Source organism: Staphylococcus sp. IVB6181, assembly GCF_025561445.1.
Taxonomy (GTDB): Bacteria; Bacillota; Bacilli; order Staphylococcales; family Staphylococcaceae; genus Staphylococcus; species Staphylococcus simulans_B.
In genome coordinates, this window is record NZ_CP095096.1 from 2,398,014 (window position 1) to 2,421,718 (window position 23,705).

General features: G+C 36.1%; 23 protein-coding genes. 2 read left to right on the forward strand and 21 right to left on the reverse strand.

Features of this window, described 5'->3' with window-relative positions:
* From MUA90_RS11765 to MUA90_RS11785, 5 genes are all read right to left on the reverse strand, one after another.
* Positions 1-717 (reverse strand): YebC/PmpR family DNA-binding transcriptional regulator, encoded by a 717-nt coding sequence (locus MUA90_RS11765; RefSeq protein ID WP_262587092.1) that lies wholly within the window; start codon positions 715-717, stop codon positions 1-3.
* A 205-nt stretch (positions 718-922) separates the two neighbouring features.
* On the reverse strand, positions 923-1,285 hold the full coding sequence (locus MUA90_RS11770) for a transcriptional regulator, SarA/Rot family (protein ID WP_262587094.1): 363 nt from the start codon (positions 1,283-1,285) through the stop codon (positions 923-925).
* A gap of 148 nt (positions 1,286-1,433) precedes the next feature.
* Positions 1,434-3,143, reverse strand: coding sequence for a helix-turn-helix domain-containing protein (locus MUA90_RS11775; protein WP_316959814.1), 1,710 nt, complete (start codon positions 3,141-3,143; stop codon positions 1,434-1,436).
* Between the two features lie 213 nt (positions 3,144-3,356).
* Positions 3,357-3,608 carry a hypothetical protein gene (locus MUA90_RS11780; RefSeq protein WP_262587095.1) on the reverse strand — a complete coding sequence of 84 codons (252 nt, stop codon included), beginning with the start codon at positions 3,606-3,608 and terminating at the stop codon, positions 3,357-3,359.
* A gap of 278 nt (positions 3,609-3,886) precedes the next feature.
* Positions 3,887-4,516, reverse strand: a complete 630-nt coding sequence (locus MUA90_RS11785) for a Bax inhibitor-1/YccA family protein (protein ID WP_262587097.1) — start codon at positions 4,514-4,516, stop codon at positions 3,887-3,889.
* A gap of 366 nt (positions 4,517-4,882) precedes the next feature.
* Here MUA90_RS11785 and MUA90_RS11790 point away from each other — a divergent pair, with 366 nt between their 5' ends.
* Positions 4,883-5,686 (forward strand): LysM peptidoglycan-binding domain-containing protein, encoded by an 804-nt coding sequence (locus MUA90_RS11790; protein WP_262587098.1) that lies wholly within the window; start codon positions 4,883-4,885, stop codon positions 5,684-5,686.
* A 172-nt stretch (positions 5,687-5,858) separates the two neighbouring features.
* On the opposite strand, the gene MUA90_RS11795 is transcribed toward MUA90_RS11790, so the two are convergent.
* The 6 genes from MUA90_RS11795 to MUA90_RS11820 form a co-directional block, all read right to left on the reverse strand.
* Positions 5,859-6,866, reverse strand: coding sequence for an inorganic phosphate transporter (locus MUA90_RS11795; protein WP_105993476.1), 1,008 nt, complete (start codon positions 6,864-6,866; stop codon positions 5,859-5,861).
* A gap of 12 nt (positions 6,867-6,878) precedes the next feature.
* Positions 6,879-7,496 (reverse strand): DUF47 domain-containing protein, encoded by a 618-nt coding sequence (locus tag MUA90_RS11800; protein WP_105993475.1) that lies wholly within the window; start codon positions 7,494-7,496, stop codon positions 6,879-6,881.
* 397 nt (positions 7,497-7,893) lie between these two features.
* Positions 7,894-9,792: an FtsX-like permease family protein gene (locus tag MUA90_RS11805; protein ID WP_262587100.1), complete on the reverse strand. Its 1,899-nt coding sequence runs from the start codon at positions 9,790-9,792 to the stop codon at positions 7,894-7,896.
* The gene (locus MUA90_RS11810) at positions 9,782-10,543 is read right to left on the reverse strand and encodes an ABC transporter ATP-binding protein (RefSeq protein WP_262587102.1); all 762 of its coding nucleotides are present in this window, start codon (positions 10,541-10,543) and stop codon (positions 9,782-9,784) included. The genes MUA90_RS11805 and MUA90_RS11810 overlap by 11 nt, the downstream gene beginning before the upstream one ends.
* Positions 10,544-10,634: 91 nt before the next feature.
* Positions 10,635-11,678: a sensor histidine kinase gene (locus MUA90_RS11815; RefSeq protein ID WP_262587104.1), complete on the reverse strand. Its 1,044-nt coding sequence runs from the start codon at positions 11,676-11,678 to the stop codon at positions 10,635-10,637.
* Positions 11,665-12,345 carry a response regulator transcription factor gene (locus MUA90_RS11820; protein ID WP_262587106.1) on the reverse strand — a complete coding sequence of 227 codons (681 nt, stop codon included), beginning with the start codon at positions 12,343-12,345 and terminating at the stop codon, positions 11,665-11,667. Before MUA90_RS11820 ends, MUA90_RS11815 begins: the two co-directional genes overlap by 14 nt.
* 206 nt (positions 12,346-12,551) lie before the next feature.
* Here MUA90_RS11820 and MUA90_RS11825 point away from each other — a divergent pair, with 206 nt between their 5' ends.
* Positions 12,552-13,058, forward strand: a complete 507-nt coding sequence (locus MUA90_RS11825) for a GNAT family N-acetyltransferase (protein WP_105993470.1) — start codon at positions 12,552-12,554, stop codon at positions 13,056-13,058.
* A gap of 148 nt (positions 13,059-13,206) precedes the next feature.
* On the opposite strand, the gene MUA90_RS11830 is transcribed toward MUA90_RS11825, so the two are convergent.
* The 10 genes from MUA90_RS11830 to MUA90_RS11875 form a co-directional block, all read right to left on the reverse strand.
* Entirely contained in the window at positions 13,207-14,229 is a 1,023-nt protein-coding gene (locus MUA90_RS11830) for an alpha/beta hydrolase (protein WP_262587108.1), read from the reverse strand.
* 224 nt (positions 14,230-14,453) lie between these two features.
* Positions 14,454-15,521, reverse strand: coding sequence for a YkvI family membrane protein (locus MUA90_RS11835; RefSeq protein ID WP_262587110.1), 1,068 nt, complete (start codon positions 15,519-15,521; stop codon positions 14,454-14,456).
* 310 nt (positions 15,522-15,831) lie between these two features.
* Positions 15,832-16,332, reverse strand: coding sequence for a hypothetical protein (locus MUA90_RS11840; RefSeq protein ID WP_105993467.1), 501 nt, complete (start codon positions 16,330-16,332; stop codon positions 15,832-15,834).
* Positions 16,333-16,452: 120 nt separating this feature from the next.
* A complete protein-coding gene (locus MUA90_RS11845) occupies positions 16,453-17,469 on the reverse strand; it encodes a FecCD family ABC transporter permease (RefSeq protein WP_262587112.1) in 1,017 nt (338 codons plus the stop codon).
* On the reverse strand, positions 17,466-18,473 hold the full coding sequence (locus MUA90_RS11850) for a FecCD family ABC transporter permease (RefSeq protein WP_114603907.1): 1,008 nt from the start codon (positions 18,471-18,473) through the stop codon (positions 17,466-17,468). Before MUA90_RS11850 ends, MUA90_RS11845 begins: the two co-directional genes overlap by 4 nt.
* Before the next feature lie 11 nt (positions 18,474-18,484).
* Complete coding sequence (locus MUA90_RS11855; RefSeq protein WP_114603908.1) at positions 18,485-19,291, reverse strand: ABC transporter ATP-binding protein; 807 nt, start codon at positions 19,289-19,291, stop codon at positions 18,485-18,487.
* A 299-nt stretch (positions 19,292-19,590) separates the two neighbouring features.
* Positions 19,591-20,427 (reverse strand): YitT family protein, encoded by an 837-nt coding sequence (locus tag MUA90_RS11860; RefSeq protein WP_114603909.1) that lies wholly within the window; start codon positions 20,425-20,427, stop codon positions 19,591-19,593.
* 416 nt (positions 20,428-20,843) lie between these two features.
* Positions 20,844-21,749, reverse strand: coding sequence for an IS3 family transposase (locus MUA90_RS11865; RefSeq protein ID WP_316959807.1), 906 nt, complete (start codon positions 21,747-21,749; stop codon positions 20,844-20,846).
* Positions 21,716-22,240 (reverse strand): transposase, encoded by a 525-nt coding sequence (locus tag MUA90_RS11870; RefSeq protein ID WP_262585858.1) that lies wholly within the window; start codon positions 22,238-22,240, stop codon positions 21,716-21,718. The genes MUA90_RS11865 and MUA90_RS11870 overlap by 34 nt, the downstream gene beginning before the upstream one ends.
* A 90-nt stretch (positions 22,241-22,330) precedes the next feature.
* A complete protein-coding gene (locus tag MUA90_RS11875) occupies positions 22,331-23,560 on the reverse strand; it encodes a NupC/NupG family nucleoside CNT transporter (protein WP_262587114.1) in 1,230 nt (409 codons plus the stop codon).
* Positions 23,561-23,705 lie beyond the last annotated feature (145 nt).

Consider the following 23,705-nt stretch of genomic DNA (forward strand, 5'->3'; position numbering starts at 1 on the left):
TTAGTCCAAATCCACATTATGGTAAACGTTTTGAACATCTTCTAAATCTTCTAATGCATCGATTAAGCCTTCGAACGTTGCTTTATCTTCATCTGATAATTGGATATCATTTTGAGGCAGCATTTCAAATTCGGCTACTTGGAATTCTTCAATACCGCTTTCTTTCAATGCATCTTGTACTTGTGCAAATTGATCAGGTTCAGAATAAACGATTGTTAAATCGCCGTCTTCTACGACATCACGCACATCTAAGTCTTTTTCCATTAACAGTTCCAAGATGTCATCTGCTGATTTGCCTTCAAATGCGAATGTACCTGTATGTGTGAACATATAAGATACTGAACCGGAAACACCCATGTTTCCGCCGTTTTTACCGAAAGCTGCACGTACGTCTGATGCAGTACGGTTCACATTGTTAGTTAAAGCATCAACGATTAACATAGAGCCGCTAGGACCGAACCCTTCATAACGCAGTTCGTCATAGTTTTCGTCATCTGAGCCCTTCGCTTTATCGATTGCACGGTCAATGATGTTTCTCGGTACATTATATGTTTTTGCACGCTCTAACACTAAACGCAGTGTTTGGTTAGAATCTGGATCAGGTTCACCAGATTTTGCGGCTACATATATTTCTTTACCGAATTTCGCATAAATTCGACTCGTATTTTTGTCTTTTTGGGCTTTTTTCTCTTTGATGTTATTCCATTTACGTCCCATACTTCCATCTCGCTTTCGCTCTCAATTTTTAACATCAACTATTATACATGATTTTTCCTTTAATATATAGTTTTTGCAAACCTAATTCCCAATTTGTGCAGAATTACTTTTAAAACAGGATAAAAAAAGACAGCACTGTTAAACAACAGGCTGCCAAATCCACAATATTATATCTTTCTCTAGTGTGCGATGATGTGATGTAAAATCAACCTAAAAACTTATCAATGTCATCAAGCATTGCATTAAGTTTATCTATGTCTTTGTCATCCATGAAGATGTAAACTTTACGCTCATCAGAATCAGATCTGACTTTGCTGACGCGATCTTGGTTTACAAGCTTGCGGATAGAAGCCAAAACTTTCGTACGGCTGATCTCAAATGAATCTGTAGCAATCTTTAAAAAAGGTTGCATTAACATCTTTTCTTCGGTGCAATTCTCATGAATACAGTTAAGTATAACAAAATCGTTCATGTTGATTTTGTATGTTTTTTCGATGTAACTCGTTAAATCCATATACTTTTTGTATTCTTTGAGCAATTTTTCTAACTTACTTTTTTCAAAGTACACGCCTCCAGAACTTATATCGATATAATACATTCATTATGAATATTTAAAATATGAAAGTCTTTAGTGTTTCCCCACTTTGTCTTTGCAGTTTTTCCAAGTACAGCAAATTAAATTGTACAAAATATACATACCCTTCAAAATGTTCTGCTCAATCTTTCATTTTATACAAAGAAATCACCTGCAGTGAATTGTAGTTAACTTCAACACTAAGAAAGTCCTGGTTAAAATCATGCTCGAAAACATCAAAATTCGGAACATTGACGCTTTCAATTTTTTCTTTCAGATGTTCTGACCATTGATACGTATTAAGCAGAGACGGTGAAATAATCTGATTGATATTACCATACTGATAATCCGTAATTTCACGCGTAACAAGATAATTCTTTCTTAAAGAAACATCTTTAAAACCTAAATCAAAACGATGGCTGCTTTGTTCTGTTTCATGGACTTCATTTTCAATGATTCTCCAGTCATAGACAATGATACTGAGACGTTCATCGTCCTTACTCACTAAACACGCCTCATTTTCATAGAAATAATACGTTTCAAAATCCGACAATTGCTGATATAAGAAATACAGTGTTGATTTAAATCCGTTTCTATCAAATAGATATGCCGCATTATTATGTGTCTGCTTATACAAATCTACCCCGATACCTGAAAACACTTCATAAAACTGCATATACATATACATCATCAATGGTGTACTGTCTAACAAACTCATATTCTCATTAAACAGCTCTCGATTCGGTATATTAACAAGAATATATTTGCGTTCTTCTAGATGAACTTGATCCATGACAGCTTTAAGCGGTGCTAAATTTGCAATTTGTTTCATCGGTATATTTTGATAAGACTTCTCTAAATAAGGATACTTCAACTTTTCATTATCAATAATGTAATAGTCAAAGTTAACACGCTTCATGGGCAGTTCTAATGATTTAAACTTTTCCAGATCATTGAAGAGTTTGCTGATTTCCAAGTTGAATTTAACATTGAATCCTAATTCTTTAAGCCGCATTTTTTGAATATAAATGTCTTTTAAAGATTCATTGTGCAAACTAAACGTAAATGAAATGTTCGACCCTTCAGATCTTAATGCTTCATATGCTGGATGTCCTGTAAAGACCTCTGATTGCAGCAGCGCTTGCTTCATATAATAAATGTCATCTTTAGAATTAATGGTGAATGCTACACGAATTTGATTGTTATGCATGGTATCTAATAGTGCTGTAAGTTCCTCATCACTGAATGCTTGATGAATCTCTGGAATACTGATATTGATTAAGAACATAACTTCCTTGTCAAATTCCATAATCTGCTTATTTCTCTTTTTAACCATGGCTTGTTTCAATTCTTCAAGCGTATGAATTTGAATCGTCATCACAAATGGATGTGTTGGTTTATAGAAAGCATCCGAATCGTCGATATAAACTATGTTTTGTTTATCTTCTTTCCAATTCGAGAGTAATTCATCGACTTTCTCTATATAGAACTGCTTTCCTTGATTACTTAACTCAGATTCATGGTCTTTCACTATGTAACACATGTTTTTGCTTACTTTAGACTTATGTCTGTAATCATTAGGTGTTGTTTCTAAATGCTGCTTAAACTTCCTTGAAAATACACTGAAACTGCTGAAACCTACTTTTTGCGAAATTTCACTTATTTTCATTTTTGTTGAGACAAGCAATTCCATAGAAAGTCCGATACGCAATGTTTCAATGTAATTTCTGAATCCCATATTAAAGATTTTTTGGAAGTGTGATGAGAGCGATGTAGGTGAGGTATAAATCTCTTTAGCAACTGTCTCTAAAGTGATTTTTTCATCAATATGCTTATGAATATATTCGACGATTTTTTATCGCGATTATTCAAAGAGGCCAATAAATGATGCGACACATGTTGCAATTCAACACTGGCTTCATTAATTAATATATCGCAAATTTCGCCCACATATTGATTGATGTTATCTTCGGAAAGCGTACCTTCTAAGTACTTCTTCAATAAAATAAGCATTGCTTTTTCAACATGTTTATTTGACTGAATCAATTGCGCATTGAATGCATAATTAAAAAAAGGCAAACCCTTTTTCTAAAAACCAATCACTCGCAATGTACAGCATCATCATTTTATCATTGTTCTTAACCTGAAAGACTTCGCTATGATTGATAATGCAAATACAGTCTTCAACTGTATCAGTATGGGTTGAGTGTTGGATTTCTGCTGTGCTATTTATAGGCCAAAGTAATAAAAGTCCATCATAACAACGATTGACAGGTAAGTTTTGGGCTGTATACAGATCAATAATACTACTTCTCATTCAAATAACCTTTAATAAAATAAACTTGTTCATAATCACAATGATACATATTCTCTTTATTTTATTTCCTTCCTTGTAATTTCTCCAGGACTATACTATACAAATTTAGCACATAATGGAATTAGACAAAAATGTTAATTTTTAATACTATTTTTATGTTGTTTCAAATTACGTAACGCATAACTGTATCGCATTAACTATAATAGTTTGTTAAAAAATCAAACAGATATAATTAAGGACCGGAACATATAACAATACTGTTCCAGTCCTCTGTGTTGTCAGTCTCTAAACCGATTGGCTAAACTTAGTATATTAATAATAATGTTTAATAAATTGACGAATAAGTTAAAGCCCATTTCACTCGGTGTAAACTGTCCCCGTTTCAGTCGGTTAAAATCATACAAGGTATAAAGTAAGAAAAGCCCTACTGCGGCAACATTAATAATCGTATAGAAGATCGGATTGTGAATAAAGAATCCGATTAATGTAGCAACAAGCAGTGCCACTAAAACTACAAATAAATACTTGCCGAGGCTTGAAGCATTTTGTACAAAGAAATACCCTACAATACCGAATGCTGCGAAAGCACCTACTGCAAGAGCGACGTTCTTATAAAACAGTGCTGGACCTAAATTATGCATATACGTCGCAAATGCTGCATAAGCCAGCAAACCAATCATCACTGCATATATATTTGAAATAATAAAACCGAATTTACGCGAACGATTAATAAAGAGCGAAATCAATATCAACACAGTTAAACCAATCGAAAGCGGTCTTCTCCATGTATCAGGTAAGAACTGGCCAAAATAAGTACCGATTCCGAAAATAATCCAAAAGTACATAAAATAAAGCCATACTTTTGCATAAGCACTTGATTTTGAAACAGTATGTGCTGAATGAACCATATTGTTCAACTCCCTCATTGGTACGACTTAATAATTATTCTGTCATATAAGTATATCAAAATTCCAATTTAAACATAAATGATTTCCTATGTTTCGAAAGATGTTCATAATTTTATTACAAACATTACGTTACCTCTTTCACAAACTTTTCTGCTTCACCGTTCAACCCTGATTGTATTACGGCTTTTGATATTTATAATTCTTTTCATCTTTTATTAAAAAATATTACAAGAACGTAACAATACACAAATCCGAGATTATTTCTGATAAGATGTGGAAGTATAGAAATGTTGATTAATATCAAAGTTACATAGGAAATCAAATGCATAAGTCAATAAAGAACCAATGATAGAGGAGGAATCTCTTTTGAAAAAGTTAGCAGTTACATTCTCAGTTGCGACAGGCGCTGCCTTAGCACTTACGCATCAAGATGCTGATGCTTCGACACAACACACAGTTCAAGCTGGTGAATCACTTTGGTCTATCTCAGATCAATACGGTGTTTCTATTGATAGTATCAAGCAAGACAATAACTTATCGAACAATATGGTATTCCCTGGACAAGTCATTACAGTCAACGGCAGCAGCCAAGGTTCAAACAGCGGCGCTAGCGTTAATGTTTCAACAGGCCAAGGCGGCGTACATAATGTACAAGCTGGTGAATCTTTAGGTATTATTGCAAGTCAATATGGTACTTCTGCTGAAGCAATTATGTCAGCTAACAACTTAAATGGTTACCTTATCCATCCTGGTCAGCAACTGACTATTCCAAGTTCCGGCGGTACTGGCGGCGGCGGTACACCAACAGCACCAACGACAAATCAATCACCGACATTCAATCATGCTAACTTATATGACTGGGGTCAATGTACTTGGCATGTATTCAATCGTCGTGCTGAAACAGGCCAACCAATCAGTACATATTGGTGGAACGCAGATCATTGGGCAGCTAATGCACAAGCGGATGGTTATACAGTCAACAACACACCTCAAGCAGGTTCAATTATGCAAAACTATGAAGGCCCGATTGGACACGTAGCTTATGTAGAACAAGTGAATGGTGACGGAAGTATTTTAATTTCAGAAATGAACTTCAATACACCTCCAGGTGTGGTAGATTACCGTACAATTCCAGCTTCAATGGCTTCAAGCTACAATTACATTCATTAATCTTTAACACATACACGAAAGGCGATGGAACCCCCATCGCCTTTTTCATATACACATATACATTGAAAAACGGACAATCATTCACAAATCGAAGATTGTCCGTTCTTTATTTCGCACTGTTTGCCTCTAAGCTAAACAGATTTATATTGTAATTAAGTATGTGTGCATTGCATTATAAGAAAATATTCATAATCCAGTAAATGATTGCTGCGACAATTGCAGAAATCGGTAATGTGATTACCCAAGTCACAATCATACGTTGTGCTGTATTCCATTTAACACCTTTTGCACGGTTAGAAGCCCCTACACCAAGGATAGATGAAGATACAACGTGAGTTGTAGATAGTGGGAAATGCAATGAAGATGCCACGAAGATTGTTAATGCTGAAGATAAATCCGCAGCAGCACCGTTAGCCGGGCGAATCTTCATAATGTTGCCGCCGACAGTTTTGATGATTTTCCAACCACCTACTGCAGTACCAAGACCCATTGCGGCAGCACAGGCAACTTTAACCCATAATTGCGGTTCTACGTTATTACCATTTTGCAAGTTAGCAACAATTAACGCTAATGTAATGATACCCATTGATTTTTGGGCATCGTTTGTACCGTGTGAGAATGATTGCAATGCCGCAGTAAAGATTTGGAATATTCTAAAGTTGCGGTTGCTTTTCGTTAAGTTTGCGTTTTTGAAAACTACTTTGATAAATGAATAAATCAAGAAACCTACACAAAACGCAATTAACGGTGACACGATTAATACAATAATAATTTTTGTGAAACCTTGGAAATGCAAGACTGTAAATGAACCTTGCGATGCTACAGCTGCACCAGCAATAGATCCGATTAATGCGTGTGATGAAGAACTTGGGATACCGAAGTACCATGTTAACAAGTTCCAGAAAATCGCCGCAAAAATCGCTGCTAATACAACAACTAAGCCATTCGTCAATTTAAATGGATCGACGATATCTTTCGTAATTGTTCCTGCTACACCTGTAAATGTCAAAGCACCGATAAAGTTCATAATCGCTGCTAAAAAGATTGCACGTCTTGGCGTTAATGCTCTAGTCGACACTGCAGTAGCTACCGCATTCGCTGTATCGTGGAAGCCGTTAATAAAGTCGAACACCAATGAAAAAATAACGATAGCTACAGTGATAATTATAATATAATCCATTTAAATTACTCCTTAGCTATTTTTCATGATAATTGTTTCGAAATTATTTGCTACTGCTTGGCATTTATCCGCAACGTTTTCCAAGCTTTCATAGATATCTTTGATTTTAATCAATGTGATTGGATCTGTTTCGCTGTTGAAGATGTGCTTAATAGATTGTCTTAACACTCCATCACAGTTTGTTTCGAATTCTTTAATATTAATTGAATGAATACGCATATGAGAAAGTTTTTTCTCTACTAATAAACCAATAGCAAGTTTCATTTCTGCTACTGCTTTTTGAATGTTATCAACGAATTCTGCCATGTACTCATCTGAATATTCAATTGAATACATTTCAAACATCGCAGATGTTTCTTCCATTGCATCTAATACATCGTCAATTGCATTACATAAAGATAAAATATCTTCACGTTCGATTGGGGTAATGAAAGTTTGGTTCAAGTCAGAAATAACTTGATGCATTAAGTCATCACCGTGTGACTCATATGTTTTGATATTATCAGAATAAGCTTTCAAATCTAGATGTGTGTTAAAGTCCATTTTTCCAAACTCAATGGCTGCGCGATCTAAATTGAACACCATTTCCTCCAATTTAACCATGAACTTATCCTTTTTCTTATTAAACATTTTGAAAATCCTCCATTTTCAGCGATTGCTTTTCAATCACATTTCGTAAATTTGAAACTCAAAAGTATATAGTTGTAAAAAGTAATCTTTTTTTACTTTCGAAACTAATATGTATGTCATCTTCACACTAGCTTCAAATAAAATTTACCTTCCTAAAAAGAAAATAGCATAAAATTTACACTACTACAATTATATTTACAAAATCTTAACAATTGAACATAATTGTAATGTACGATTACTGTAATAAAATCAGTATCCTATATAAAATTTCACCTTGATTGTTAAGCATCCCACTAAAGTTTTTACCTAACTTCCTTATTTTCACACATTTTCAGCACAAAAAATACTCCGAAAACCAAATAATTTTAGTTTCCAGAGTACATTTACATTCATAGTGTTAAATCGATTGTTTTATTGTACGTTTCATATGCACGTACGCACTCACCGCAAAACCAGCATAAATCATTGTGTAAATTGCCATCACTGCAAAGACTGGCGAGTGATCAGTTGACCCCATTAATTTTAAGAAGGACCATGATGCAAAATACGCATGCAATAATCCAACAACCAGCGGCAAACCGAAATTAAACAATACTTTCAGTTTCAAGCCTTTGCGCATATCATATTGCGTAAATCCAAGTTTGCGCAGTACTTTGAAATGATCGATTTCGTCTGTGGTTTCATCCATTTGTTTAATATAGATGATGCAACCTGCAGCCATTAAAAAGGCGATGCCTAAGAATGATGTGACGAATAAGAAAATACCGCTGAAGTTTCTGAAGTCCTTAGCCGCTTCTTCTCTCGTTTCATAATGCGGCAATGTTTTGTGCAGTAATTTTGTTGCTTCGTCCATTTTGGAATCATCTGTTATTGTGAAACCGTATTGTTGGGCAACACTATCCTTTTCAAACTGCCCTTTCTCTTTTAACAGCTGATAATCTTCATCATCTATAATTAATAATGGACCGCCGCGCAATGTCACTAAACTAAAGCGAATATCTGTATCTGAACGCTGTACATTCAATCGCAGTAATTTGTTTTGCTGCTTATCTTTAAATTCAACATAAGATTTGTCTGTAATCGGCTTTAAAAATTGTCCCGTACCAAACGGATGTGCTAATTTAGCCGAATGATCAGACAGGCTCGCATCTTTAACATATTTATCACTTGTAACACGCATGCCCATCATACTGCCGATACGGCTTTCATACAAGTTGCTGCTTTCACCTTTGAACATAGTCAGCTCTTTATAATTCAAATCGAAAGGAATGTCATGTGATTTTAATGTCTCTTGATAGCGATCAGCATCCTTTTTGCTTTGCATTGTAATATCATACGGTGCACGCAAATTCACTTGTTCTTGTTCTAATTTGACGGTAACAGCCGCAAAGCACAGGATAGTTACCGTAATCGCTGAAATCACTGCGATAATCGTCAGCGATAACGCATTTTTCTTCATGCGATGCATAATCGATGCTGTAAAGATGACATCGTTGATGGTCACATTGCCTTTCTTTCTTTTCTTGAGTGTTTTGAATAACAGCGATACTGTACTTCTAAAGAATAAGTACGCACCGACGATAGTTAATAATAAGATAAGATATGGCGTAACGAGACTGATTAATAACTTCGTATTGAGTGCCATAAGATATCCTGAAACAATCATACCTAGTCCTAAAACACCGCTGATAAATTCTAACACTTTAATTTTGTTCGTTTTAGCATCCGTAGTTTGACGTGTCTGCATCAATTTTAAAATCGAACGGCGTTGAATAAAAATAGTATTCTGCAAAATTATCAAGATGTAAGCTAATAACAACATCAGTGATGTAGCAGTAAAGGCTTGCATACTAAAGTGCAGATGGATGCTCATATCCATATCCATCAGTTTCATACATATCAAAAGCAGTAGTCTTGAACCGATTAAACCTGCAATCATACCTACGGCACCTGTAATAAGGAATATCGCAATTTGTTCCAACATCGACATACGGATAATATTACCTTTGGTCAAACCGATTAATTGATATAGGCCCAGCTCCTTATCGCGTTGTTTTATAAACAGCTGATTCACATAGAGCAGGAATACTATAATGATAATGAAGAGAAAGGTACTTCCGATGCTCGCACCTTTTTGAATAAATACTGTTGCTTCTTTGTTGTTGATGGTATCTGTATACTTTAAAGTCACAAAGCTGAAATATAAGGCAATACTCATAATTAATGAAAATAAGTATAAGCCGTAATGTCTGATATTTTGTCTCAGGTTCTTGAATACAATATGCTTAAAGCTCATATTGAACACCGCCCAAGACACTTTGTGCTTGAATGATTTCTTTATAGAACGCCTGTTTTGTACGTTCGCCTTGATATAATTCAGAATGAATTTGTCCATCTTTCAGCATAATGACACGGTTAGAATAACTTGCTGCGGCAGGATCATGTGTCACCATTAAAATCGTTGTATTAAAACGTTCATTCATTGATTTTAAACGGCGCAATAAATCTTGCGCACTTTTAGAATCTAATGCCCCTGTCGGCTCATCCGCAAAGATAATTGCAGGTCTTGTTATAAATGCACGTGCTGCTGAAACACGCTGCTTTTGACCTCCTGAAATCTCTGAAGGATATTTATGTGCGATTTCTGTAATACCTAATGCTTCGACAACCTCATTAAAACGTACTTCCGCATCTTTTTTAGACAGCTTTTGAATCGATAGCGGCAGCATAATATTTTCTTTAACCGTTAAAGTATCAAGCAGATTGTAATCTTGGAAAATAAATCCGATTTCTTTCTTGCGTACTTCAGACAAAGCTTTATTACTTAACTTCTGAAGTTGATGTCCATTCAACTCAACTGATCCTTGTGTAATATAATCAATTGAACTTAACATATTCAATAATGTCGTTTTACCAGAACCTGATGGCCCCATAATTGAAATAAATTCACCTTTTTCAACTTTAAACGACAAACCCTTAAGCACCTCTTGCGCCACTTGTTTGTTTCCAAATACTTTAGTTAAATTGGATACTGTTAGAATTGCCATTTTGATAGCGCTCCTTTTCTTAACTTATTGTACTTTCAGTGTACGCAACTACTGCTTTTAGGTCGTTGGATTGATGTTACAAAACACAGGCTTAAAGTGACAATATTGTCACTTCAGACATACGTGACAATATTTCATTTTGTTTTGGAAAAACAAAAGTCACTGTTGTCCCTTTATTGACTGTTGAATCTACCTCTACTTGAATCTGAAGTGCATCTTTAATTTGGTCCACTAAATATAAACCGATACCTGAAGAAGTCGTTTCGTGACGATATTGCGTAGAAGTAAAACCGCGTTCAAAAATCCGCGGCAAATCATTCGTCGCAATCCCGCGTCCAGTATCTGTGATGCTTAAGCACACTTGCTCTTGTGCTTTATAAGCATTGATTGTGATTTCGGTACTTGGATGACTGTATTTCACCGCATTTGAAATCACTTGCCGCAGCATCATTTTGCACCACTTCATATCTGTAAACACTTGAAAATCCGCTTCGAAATCCATATCAAAGCCGATACCGCGCTGCCTGCAGATATTGCGCGTGAGCTGAATTTCTCCTATCACCATTCGTTTCAAGGAGACTTTATCAAAATAGAGGTCTTGCTGCTTCGAATTCAGCCGTGTTAAGTACAGCTGGTTATCCAGCATTTGATTCATACGCGACCATTCGTACAACATTTCATTGCGGCGTGTTTCATCTGTTTCTTGGTCAATTAATAACTGCAGCGCAGTCAGCGGTGTTTTAATTTCATGCACAAACTCCGTTAAGCTTTGTTCGTGTGCATTCAATTGAATGGCTTGTTCCGATACAATGTGCTTTTGACGCTGAATCATCGTATACAGATAATCCAGTACTTCACTCTCCATCGGTGTATTTGCTGCTTCTTTATGTTTTAACTCCTCAATCTCTCGCATCTCTGACAGCTGCTTATTAAATGCTGTTTCATAAAAGTAAGCAAAGATTAAGAACACCAGTGTAAATATCAGATTGCATAAAATCACATAGCCTACCGAACCAAGTGATAAATCAGGATCCAAATAAGCTAATACAACCAAAAAGACTTGAAAGCCTAAAATAAGCGCCAGCCAATTCAACCGCGACACTAAATAATGATAAATTCTTTTAATCGAAGTCATGTGCCATATATCCTTTGCCGACTCTTGTTTCAATCGCATGCGTTAAACCGAATTCTGCCAGTTTCTTTCTTAAACGATTGATATTCACCGTTAAGGTATTATCGCTGACAAAGGCTTCATCATCCCACAATGCAGTGATAATCGCATCACGGCTGACAATTTGATTGCGGTGCTGTAATAAAATTTCCAGTATCAGCATCTCTGTTTTCGACAAGTGCGCACTTTCACCCTCTCGTTCTAAGACACCTTTTGCCAAATCCACTTGTACATCTCCCCATGTCATCATACGTTTTTCTTCTATATTAAATTGATAAACGCGGCGGTAAATCGCCTTTAACTTTGCAATCAGCACATTGGTATAGAACGGCTTCTGCATAAAATCATCCGCCCCTAATTCCATACTCATCACTTGATCCATCGGATTATCTCTAGCGGATAAGAAGAGTATCGGCACATTCGATTGATTACGAATGGCACGACACCAATAGAAACCATCATATTTCGGCAATTCAACATCCATGATGATAATCTCTGGTTGGATTTCTTTATATTCTTCTAAGACATGGTTAAAGTCTTCTATACCGTATACATGCAAGTCCCAGTGTTCCAATTCTTTCTTTAATTGTTCAAATAAAGATTTATCATCTTCTACCAATAAAATTTTCATGCTTTCACCAGCCTGTATTTATTTCAAAATCATTGCAAAAACATTTCTTTTACATTTCACTGTTTTTCTTTTACACTATTGAATACGTACTACTCTAAAATATATTGTTTTATACACTTTAGATAAGCATTGAACTAAATCAATGCAGTCCGGTACGAATTAGTATATACTCAGTGTAATACTACCTTATAAAATGGAGGGTGTCTATGGAACATACGATTAGAGAAATAAGTATAAATGATGCGGATGATTATATTGTATTGTTGAAAGATATCTACGATGAGTCTAATTACATGCTGTATAGTCCTGGTGAATATGTCCCTTCGCTTTCAAGTGCACTCAAGCAGCTTGAACATTTCATCACTTCTCCATCAAATACCATTTACCTCGCTGAAATCGACGGTATGCTGATTGGGTTTGCAATTGTAACTTCCCGCAAATACGAGCGCACACGTCATGAAACACGCGTACGTATCGGTATACGCGAACAATACCGCAGCAAAGGTGTTGGGCAATCGTTACTAAACGCGGTGGATGCATGGGCATATAACCACAGTATTCGCCGTTTAGAAGCATTAGTTGTTCCTGAAAATGAAACAGCCGTGGATTTATTTAAATCCGCCGGTTATCAAATTGAAGGCGAAATGCGCGATAAATTAAAGATAGATAATAAATTCTACAGTGAATATGTAATGGCTAAATTATTACATTAATACTTTTTCCTAATATGTATCTTTGCATATTAGGTTTTTATTTTGTCTTTTTCATTCACCTCACTATTTATTATTTTATAGCATAAAGAGATATCAGATAAAACACATGCATCTGGTATCTCTTTTCATCTATTACTATTCATTTTTATTAATATGGATTGAGTTGGACAGAGTCCGTCTGTTCATCTTGCTCTTTCATCGTTGTAGAGCTTGTGTTGCGGCTTAAGAAGCGTTGTACTTGTGTCAGGTTCTCTTTAGATTCCGGCAGATTCAAATGGAATTGGTACTGATGTCTGAGTTGATGAGAACCATCATAGAATAAGGTATCTGCAGAAGTGCCTTTTTCATCTAACACTTGTGCAAATTCTTCGTTTTGACTCGCAAACGGATCGGCATCGCCTACAGATAAGAATGTCGGCGGATAATTTTTAGTAACATGCTCAATTGTCGACATTTCCGATAGATCTCTAAACTCAGTTTCCCAATTTTCTGTACCTGTATAACTTCTCATAAATAATTGAATACGCGGGAATTCTGTTTTCTTCACTGTATTCATATTATAGAATCCGCCGAAAAAGATAGCGGCACGAATATTTTCAGGTTTGAAGCGTTGTTTAAAGTCCATTTCTTTTCTTAATTTTTCATCCGTTTGAATCGCTGTATACTGACTGTTTAATTGTGCCCCGGCAGAATCTCCGCCAAAGACCACTTGATTGAAATCAATCGGCAATTCATGCGGGTTTTCTTTAATAAACTTTACAGCTTGATCCATTTGGATTAAAGGTGTCGGATATTTATATTGCGGTGCTAATGCATAATTCACATTCACGACAATGTAACCTTGTTCAGCAATCCTTGAAAGCAGCGGATTTTTATATTGCTTATCACCTGCAATAAAACCGCCGCCATGCATCCAAAAAATTACAGGCAGCTTCACATCTTTATCTAATTCTGCTGGTGTAATAATGTCTAGTTGGCTTTTCGGGTAAGTCTTGCCATATGTAATATTATTAAAGACTTTAACATTGTTATTATTAATTGCGACTTTTTGTTTCATATTTTGTCTATGCTGCTCATCCATATATAATTTCACTCCGATAGCTATGGCAATACATACTAAGACACCGACAACGGCCCCTCCTATCAACCAACGCTTTTTGCGACTGCTCATTTCATTATCATGTCCTCTCTCTGTCATTCTTTGGGCGAGATAATTTTATTTCGCTTTTATTGTACTTGAAATCACAATGTATCTCAAAGACGAAGCAATACTCATTAAAAAAGCGCAGCATCATCTGCTGCGCCATGTTCTACTATTTTCATCCTTATTGTTTTTACAATAAGTTGACCTTCATTTTTGTTTTGCTATATCAAGTAAATTAACAAATTGGGCTTTTATGCGATATGTTGTTCATTTTCTTTCTTACGTTTGAAATACTTAATTAATACGCCGACTACGATTAAGAGTCCGATTACACCCATCATAGGATATAAGAAGTTAATCAGACTTGAGAAGCCTACGAAACTTAATCCGTAACCTACTAACATCATAATCACGATTAAAATATGGTATTTCTTACTGTATGGTGTTGTAAATCTTGCTGCGAATGAATACAGCATACCCAAAATTGTATTGTACATTACGGCTAACATTACAACCGATAACACAATTGTCACAGCTGGGTGAATACCATGTGCTAATTTCAATGTTGGAATAGCCGCGTCTTTAATCGTTGGATACTCAGATTGCAATGCAAATGTGATTAAAGCTAATAGAATCGTATAAACGATACCGCCGAATAATGCGCCGGCACCAGATACTTTTCTTTTACTTGCATCACCGCCGATTGCAACGATAGTACTGAATCCAACTGCGAAAGCTAAACCGCCGTATACAGTACCCCAGAAGATACCTAAGAATGGATTTGCTTTCGGCATTGTCGCGTTGATTTCGTTAAATGGCACTTCACCTTTCACTAAATATGTCCCTGCAATAATAATCACTAAAATGATTAAGAATGGTGTAACAACACCTAATGCACGAACAATTTTGTTGAAGTCCATCAATAATGTAATGTAAATTGCGATAACCATAATCAAGGCACCTAACCATGTAGGTATGCCGTAACTTTCATGGAATGCAGAACCTGCCCCTGCGATCATTGTGACAGAAATTCCGAATAAGAAGAAGACTAAAATATAGTCGATGATCCGTCCTAAGCCTTTCCCAAATAAATAAGACAAAGTCGATTCGTGGTTTTCAGCATCGAAAGCCGTTCCGATTTTCGCTACTTGTCTTCCGATGAATCCTAAGATAATTCCTGAAAGTAATACACCGATATAAGCCCATAAGCCGAACTCGGTGAAGAATTGCATAACTTCTTGACCTGTTGAAAAACCTGCGCCGACGACTACACCGACATAGGCAAAGCCAATTTTTACAGTTTCTTTATTAAACGTCATAATAACGTTAAATACCTCCTCGTGTAATTAAACCAATGCTTGCCAACGTTTTACTTACTATCCATAGCGTTTCTGTCTGAAAAGGCCATTACTTTTTCCATGAAAAGTTTATAGTAACAATAAACTGCCACAAAGCGCAATAGGCGTTCTGTGTAATTGAACAAACACAACAATAAATTACCCTCAACTCGATAGAATTACTCATTAAACTTTGTGAACGTTATCATTAGAAATACTTAAGTATCATTTTTTCTTGCAGAAAAAACTAAAGAGAGCACCTTTTACGGCACTCTCTGTAATGGGTTGATTATTATTTTGCATCACGGTTTTGATTAAGTTCGTCAATGCTGACCACAACGTTATCCATTCGTTTCGCTGTCTGTTTAAGAATATTACGGGCTACGTTATTGTTCGGATCCAGCTTCAAAATCTGTTTAGAAATATCGAAAGCTTTTTTATCAGAAATAACAGGTTCAGGAATTGCATGGAGTAACAACATTTGTAGTAAACTCTTCACTTCTTTGCCCTCAGTGAGTTTTATGGAAGCTTCAGCATGATAATAAGCAGAGTCAAGCGCACCTTCTAATTCGCTTAATGGATAAACCAGCAGCAAGAATGCTAAATCGTGCATTTCGGCAGTTTCTCCATCTTTGATCATATCTAAGATACACGTGTAAAACATGATACTTTCTACTTCATGCGCACTTGAAATGTAATGTTCTTCAAATTCCATAAAATCTGATTCGGACATTAATCGTTTTACTGATTCAAATTCACCGTTTAAGACATGTCGCTTTATTAAATCTTTCATGCCAATGTCCTCCTATAGTTGAACAGATTTTATCTACAATTAACATAATTCTATCATATATTTTCTTGATTTCACATCAATATCTTTCAACCTTATACATATAATTTCAAATACAATCAATTAGAAGGACTTAGTACGATACATCAGATATAAGAAATACGGCGCGCCGATTAAAGCAACGACAATACCTGCAGGAATGCCGGAAGGTTGTAAAACCACTTGACCTACTGTATCAGAAAAGACCAGTAAGAAAGCTCCGATTACAACCGCCAGCGGCATAAATAATTGGTGTCTCGGTCCTACAATCGTCTTCGCAATGTGCGGACCCATTAAACCGATAAAGCTGATGGCGCCGCTGACTGCGACCGCTGCCGATGACAACGCTACGGCCAGCAGTAAAATGACCATGCGAGCACGTCTGACATTCACACCTAAGCCTTGTGCTAATTGTTCGTTGGTATTTAAGATGTTCAGCGTATTAGCTTTCATAAATAAGAACGGTACAATAACTACCAGCCACGGCAGTAATGCGATTACAAATGTCCATTCGTCACCCCAAATATTTCCGGCCAGCCATGTCGCCATAAATTCAGCTTGGTCTTTATCAAATTTTGACATTAAAGTCAGGGAACCGCCGGATAAAGCTGCCGATAAGCCTACACCGACGAGCACCATACTCGCAGGTGTCATGCCGCGTTCTTTAGAATAACTGAAATAGAAAATAACCAGCGCTGTTAAAATACCGCCGATCATACTTAAAATCGGCAATACATAAATAAAGCTGTCCGCATTGACTTGTCCGATAACAATAAACAATGCGATAAAGAAACCGCTGCCCGCATTAATACCAAGGATACCCGGCTCTGCAAGCGGGTTGTTCGTCACACTCTGCATCATTGCACCGCTTAAACTTAAGGCAGCACCTGCAAGAATAGTAATCAGCATTCGCGGCATTCTGAATTCTAATAAAATTAAACTGTCTGTGTATTCACCAAAGCCGAACAGTGTTTTAAAAAATGTACCGATAGACATTTGATATTCGCCTGAAGTCATACTCCAAGCACATGCACACAAAAGCAGTATAATCAAAATCGTCAATGCGATAATTTGTTTGATTCTTAAACTTTTCTCTATCATATCGTGCGCCCTCCTTTTCTAATCAAATAGATAAAGTAAGGCACACCGATAAATGACACGATAGCACCGACAGGTGCATCGCCAAGCATACGCGCTGCAGTATCAGCCAATAGTACTAACAGTGCACCCAATATTGCTGTGACGGGTATGACTTTCGCATAATCTGTACCGATTAAAAAGCGTACAATATGCGGTACAATCAAACCGACAAAGGCAATTTGACCTACCATCGCAACGGCAATACCAGCCAGCAGCATCGTTAAAACCAGACTCAATGCTCGGATAAAACCGACATTTTGTCCTAAGCCTTTCGCAAGACTTTCACCAAGATTTAAGATAGTTAATTGTCTGCTTAATAAAACAATCAATACAATCGTAATCAAGATGACAGGCGCACTCCACTTCAGCTGCGACCATGTAGTACCGGAAACACCGCCCATACTCCAAAAGTTAAGATCTTGGTTTAATTTAAAAGCCAGTGCGATACCTTGGCTTAATGCCGTAAGGAAAGCACTGACTGCAGCACCCGCTAATATAATACGAATCGGATTGAAACCATCTGTACGAGAACGGCCCATCATTAATACAATCGTACCGCCCATGATTGCCCCGATAAAACCAGCAAGCATCAATATACCGAATGCAGCTTGCGGCATGAATGCATAGGTTAAAGCCAACATGAAGCTGGCACCTGCGTTTAAACCGATTAAACTCGGGTCAGCTAAACCATTTTTCGTCACGCCTTGTACAACTGCACCGGCAACGGCTAAAGCCATGCCGACTAAAATGGCGCCTAAGTCTCTCGGTATTCTTATTTCACTGATAATATTATGCTGTTCATTCGAGGCATTATAATGGAAAATCGCATCATAAATCGTTGATAAACGAATATGCGCATCTCCATATAAAATGGACAGTACCAGCATGACTAAAAGTAATATCAGCGATATACATAGTGTTGCTGTGAATTTGGTGTATCTCTGTTTTTTCTCTCTCTCACCCATTGATGATTGCCTCACACTTTCGAGTAATGTTTGCACAATAAATCATACGTTACAAGCATAGGTTTGCCTGTTCTCGGATCAGTACTGAGTTCCGCATCAATATTGAAACATCTCTCTAGAATATCTTTCGTCAACACTTCTTGCGTTTCACCGCTGGATACAATTTCTCCTGCTTTCATCGCTATCAAATGATCTGAGAAACGTATCGCTTGGTTGATATCATGCAAGACCATAACAATAGTACAGCCTTGTTCACGGTTCAATTCTTGAACCAGCTCTAAAATTTCTAATTGGTGGCTGATATCTAAATAAGTGGTAGGCTCATCTAAGAAAATAATATCTGTTTTTTGAGCTAATGCCATCGCAATCCAGACACGTTGTCTTTGTCCGCCGCTCAAATCATTAATCGGTCTGTGTTTAAAGTCGTATGTGCCTGTAACTCTAAGTGCCCAATCAATTTCTGCTTTGTCTTCTGCACTTAAACGTCCGAAACCTTTTTGGTGCGGGAAGCGACCATAAGATACCAATTCACCTGTAGTTAAACCATCTGCGACATCAGGTGATTGAGGCAGAATCGCAATTTTCTTTGCGATTTCTTTTGTTGATTGTGTATGAATATTTTTGCCGTCAAGCGTAATTTGTCCGCCTTTGACCGCTAATAATCTAGATAATGCTTTCAACAATGTCGATTTACCGCAACCGTTAGGCCCAATAATTGACGTTACTTTACCATCAGGAATCTCTACATCTAAATCATTGACAATTACATGATCCCCATATCCAATTGTCACTTGCTGACCATTTAAACGATTAGTCAATATACTTCATCCTCCGTTGGATACGACATTGATTCCTTGAATACAGTTACCGTAATAACCGCCTCTTTTCAAGGTTTGCCGCTATCTTCAATTTCGCATAATCTATACATCTATTTACAAAATAATTGTGTATATCTCAAATACCTTATAGTTGTGTTTATCACTTTATCTCAATTACCAAACTGTAATTGATAATCATTATCATAGGATACATTATAACATCTTTTCTGCTCATTTCCTAACAAATATTATTGCACAGAACGCAAAAAATCGAGGCAAATGCCTCGATTTCTTTACAGTTATTCATCTACTAAAAAGCCGTTGCCGTATACATCACGCACATCGTGAATGACTAAGAAGGCTTGCTCATCAATTTTTCGGATAAGTCGTTTCGCTTTAGAGACTTGCGTCTTACTGATAACGACATATAAAATCTCTTTCTCTTCTTTAGAGAAATAGCCGCGGCCATCCATAATCGTAACTCCGCGTCCGACCTTTTCATCAATGACTTTAGCCACTTCATCTGGTCGGCTCGAAATAATCGTCATCGCTTTCTTCGTATTTAAACCTTCAATTACAAATTCCATTACTTTTGTTCCGATATATAATGAAATAATTGTCACTAAAATTTTACTCATCGGAATAACAGTAATTGAAATCGCAACAACGATTAAATCAAAGAATAACAATGCATAAGATGTACTGACATCTAAATATTTATTGGCTAATCGCGCCAAAATGGTTGTACCTGCTGTTGTACCTCCTGCTAGAACAATCACCCCGATGCCTAGCCCTACAGAAGAACCCCCGAAAATAGCATTCACAATCATATTCCCTGTTTCAACATGCCATGATTCCGTTAAACTTAGGAAAACTGAAATCAAGACAGTCGCAAGAATAGTTAAATACATACTGCGTTTACTTAAGAACTTATAACCGATTACAATTAAAATCGCATTCAACACAAAGTTTGTAACGGCAGGTGAAAGATGGAATGCGTAGTACAATACGATAGAAAGTCCTGTTACGCCGCCTTCACCTAATTGTGCGGAAATGATGAACGTGTTAACACCAAAAGAAAACATAAAGCTTCCGAATACAACCAGTGCTATATCACGCCATGTCTTTTTATTCATACTAACCGCCCCCTTATAAAATTGTATAGACAATTTAAATACTAGCACAGTCCCCTTTATACCTACAATGTTGGACCGCAGAATCACGGCGGATGAAATATTAAATTAATTATTCTGAAAATTTTGTTTACTTTGTGTGAAAGCTTTGCTATAATAAATTTCAACTTCCTTAATCAAGAGATTAAGGAAGTTATCTCCTTTGTGTTGTTTACAATAAACAAGCAAAATTTTCGCTCGAATGCACGATCAGTACCTAGTCCTTACTGACTTCGTGTATCAAATTCATTTCCCGTTGAAAACAGGTAATGTTTGTGTCTCCCCACATACATTAACCTGTTTTCTGTGTTTTAGAAATGAAAAAGCACGATACTCGGATGAAGTGTAGTGAACCCAAAAAGTTGAACTTTTTGATTAAGCTATTTTCCTAAGGCAAGATTTCTGTATTCAACAGGAGTCTTGCCTTTTAAATTTACTTTTCTTCTTACGTTATTATAGTAATTGATATATTTGTGTATTTCTAATTCCAACTCTTCATAAGAATTAAATTCTTCTCCATAAAACATCTCTTGTTTTAATAGGCCAAAGAAATTCTCCATTGGAGAATTATCATAACAGTTCCCTTTACGCGACATACTTTGAAATATATGATTGTCTTTGAGCGCTTTTACCCAAGCTTTATGCTGGTAGTGCCAACCTTGATCAGAATGTACTGTAGTTCGATAATTTAATTCAGGTATATTTTTAATAGCCTGATTTAAAGATGACAAAGCACATTCTAAATTTGGGTGCCTACTAATAGAATAAGCGATGATTTCTTTTGAAAATACATCTAAAACAGGTGACAAATAAAGCTTTGTATTTGTATTCTTAATATTGAATTGAGTAATATCTGTTAATAATTTTTGATAAGGTCTATCTGATACAAATCTTCGATTTAGTATATTTTTAGCGACTTTTCCAGTGCTTCCTTTATATGATTTATAGTTTCTGCTTCTATGGTTAAACTTTGTGCATAAAAGTTTATTTTCTCTTGTTATTCTTAAAACTTTCTTATGATTAACTATAATCCCCATTGCATGAAGCTCTAAAGTAATTCTACGATAACCAACACGTTCATGATTTTTTTCGATAATTTCTTTAATCAACTTCAGCAGAGGTGCATCCTTATACTCTTTTAAACCTAAATTGTTTTTCCAATAATGATAGCTGCTTTTAGCTATATTGGCTACTTTTAGAATATGATTCAGCTGATAATCTTTCTCTTTCCTTAACTCAATAATAGCTGAAACTATTTCTTTGTTTGATTTTTTCGAGCTAAGGATTGTAACTTTTTTTCGAGTTCAATTTGGATTTCCAACAATTTATTTTCATAACGTAGTCTTTCAAGTTCTTCTCTTTCAGTTTCGTTTAATGGTTGGTTAGACGGTTCACTCTTCTTATTTTTCATGGCTTTGGACACACGACCTTTCGGTTTTGGTTTTAAGCCAAGAATACCATACTCATTAAATTTCTTCTGCCATTGAGCAATTAAGGAAGGGTTAGGAATATTAAATATTTTCGCAGTTTCTTTATACGATAAATGATGTTCCAATCGGTATTCTATGATTTCACATTTTTCTTCTTTTGAATATTTTCTTTTTGTCATACCAAAAGTAAGACCTTGAATACCGAAGGTATCGTACTGATAGATCCATCTTTCGATATAAGAATGATGAATATTGTACTTTTTAGCTAATGAACCATAACCAATTTGCCCGCTTTTGTATTCTTGTAATATTTTAAGTTTGAAATCTAAACTATAACTTTTATTCATAATTAAACACCCCAAAAGTTGAATTTTGTAGGTTCAACTTTTGGGGTGCAGTACAAAGCCTCCGAATATCGTGCTTTTTTTGTTCATTGCTTACCAAGCAAACAATCCTACGAATGCTGCTGTTAATAATGATACTAAAATACCTGATAATAACATCATAGGTACATATTTAGATACAAAGTCCGATGTCTTCTTGTCGACAATTCCTTTTAATGTACCGATAATCATACCGATTGTTGAGAAGTTCGCAAATGATACTAAGAATGTTGAAATAACTGCTCTTCTGTGCGGATCATATGTTTTAACCTCATCTGAGATTTGTCCCATTACTACGAATTCGTTTGTGACAATTTTCTTTGCCATTTGTTGTGCTACATGCCATGCCTCACTCCAAGGTAAACCAAGCAATAATGAGAACGGCACCATAATCACACCTAAAATCTGATCTAAACCAAAGCTGAATTTAACATTAAACCAGCCGATAACAGTACCTGAAAGAATGTGGATGAGACGATCAATCAAATCAGCTAATGCTACGAAACTGATAACGAAAGCGATAATGATTAATACTAATTTACCCGCATTAATAACAGAGTCTCCTAAGAATGAGAAGAACGGTTGACGTTCAACGCCTTCTTGTTGAATGTGATAAATAATATCTTCACGTTCTTCAACGCTGACAGGGTTTAAGATTGAAGTAACAATAATTGCGTTAATAATATTCAACGGAATTGCTGTAAGTACTAATTCACCAGGAATCATAGTGACATAAGCCCCTACAATCGCACCAGAAACAGAACTCATTGACATCATCGCAATTGTTAAAACACGCATTTCATTCATACGTTTTAATTGTTCACTTGAAACTGCTAAAGCTTCAGTGTTGCCTAAGAACATCATTTCGATACCGAAGAATGATTCGAATTTAGGCTGACGAGTGATTTTTGCTAAAGCCCAGCCGATACCGCCGATAACTTTAGGTAAAATATTAAAGTACATTAGAATGTCGAATAACGGCACGACTAATAAGATAGGGAACAATGCCGCAATCGCCATATCCATTTGTTTTGTATCTACAAAACTATGGAACGCAAATCCTGTTCCGGCATTTGCAGATTCAATAATCCACGAAATACCATCTGCCATTTTAGAAACCGCTAAGTTGCCCCATGGGAAGAACACGAAGAACCAAGCTAAAATCAAGTTAACTACTACTAGGATACCTACGGACTTCCACTGAATCGCTTTTCTGTTTCTAGAGAAAAGCACCGCTATACCTAAAAATACAATCAAACCAACAATATTGATCAGTAAATACATTTTACACCCACCATTTCTATAACTTTATTACGTACGAGTCAGTACTGTTAGAATCATAATTTACTGTTTTATTCCCTATGTTCTATACAATATCCTTCTAATACCAGAGATTGTTCGTATTTACAAATTGTAAAAAATTAAAGTG

What these genes read in the sequence shown, in the direction of transcription:
- MUA90_RS11765 (WP_262587092.1), bottom strand. Translation starts at nt 717, where the DNA reads ATGGGACGTAAATGGAATAACATCAAAGAGAAAAAAGCCCAAAAAGAC.
- MUA90_RS11780 (WP_262587095.1), bottom strand. Translation starts at nt 3,608, where the DNA reads ATGAGAAGTAGTATTATTGATCTGTATACAGCCCAAAACTTACCTGTC.
- MUA90_RS11785 (WP_262587097.1), bottom strand. Translation starts at nt 4,516, where the DNA reads ATGGTTCATTCAGCACATACTGTTTCAAAATCAAGTGCTTATGCAAAA.
- MUA90_RS11795 (WP_105993476.1), bottom strand. Translation starts at nt 6,866, where the DNA reads ATGGATTATATTATAATTATCACTGTAGCTATCGTTATTTTTTCATTG.
- MUA90_RS11800 (WP_105993475.1), bottom strand. Translation starts at nt 7,496, where the DNA reads ATGTTTAATAAGAAAAAGGATAAGTTCATGGTTAAATTGGAGGAAATG.
- MUA90_RS11805 (WP_262587100.1), bottom strand. Translation starts at nt 9,792, where the DNA reads ATGAGCTTTAAGCATATTGTATTCAAGAACCTGAGACAAAATATCAGA.
- MUA90_RS11810 (WP_262587102.1), bottom strand. Translation starts at nt 10,543, where the DNA reads ATGGCAATTCTAACAGTATCCAATTTAACTAAAGTATTTGGAAACAAA.
- MUA90_RS11815 (WP_262587104.1), bottom strand. Translation starts at nt 11,678, where the DNA reads ATGACTTCGATTAAAAGAATTTATCATTATTTAGTGTCGCGGTTGAAT.
- MUA90_RS11820 (WP_262587106.1), bottom strand. Translation starts at nt 12,345, where the DNA reads ATGAAAATTTTATTGGTAGAAGATGATAAATCTTTATTTGAACAATTA.
- MUA90_RS11825 (WP_105993470.1), top strand. Translation starts at nt 12,552, where the DNA reads ATGGAACATACGATTAGAGAAATAAGTATAAATGATGCGGATGATTAT.
- MUA90_RS11830 (WP_262587108.1), bottom strand. Translation starts at nt 14,229, where the DNA reads ATGAGCAGTCGCAAAAAGCGTTGGTTGATAGGAGGGGCCGTTGTCGGT.
- MUA90_RS11835 (WP_262587110.1), bottom strand. Translation starts at nt 15,521, where the DNA reads ATGACGTTTAATAAAGAAACTGTAAAAATTGGCTTTGCCTATGTCGGT.
- MUA90_RS11840 (WP_105993467.1), bottom strand. Translation starts at nt 16,332, where the DNA reads ATGAAAGATTTAATAAAGCGACATGTCTTAAACGGTGAATTTGAATCA.
- MUA90_RS11845 (WP_262587112.1), bottom strand. Translation starts at nt 17,469, where the DNA reads ATGATAGAGAAAAGTTTAAGAATCAAACAAATTATCGCATTGACGATT.
- MUA90_RS11850 (WP_114603907.1), bottom strand. Translation starts at nt 18,473, where the DNA reads ATGGGTGAGAGAGAGAAAAAACAGAGATACACCAAATTCACAGCAACA.
- MUA90_RS11860 (WP_114603909.1), bottom strand. Translation starts at nt 20,427, where the DNA reads ATGAATAAAAAGACATGGCGTGATATAGCACTGGTTGTATTCGGAAGC.
- MUA90_RS11870 (WP_262585858.1), bottom strand. Translation starts at nt 22,240, where the DNA reads ATGAATAAAAGTTATAGTTTAGATTTCAAACTTAAAATATTACAAGAA.
- MUA90_RS11875 (WP_262587114.1), bottom strand. Translation starts at nt 23,560, where the DNA reads ATGTATTTACTGATCAATATTGTTGGTTTGATTGTATTTTTAGGTATA.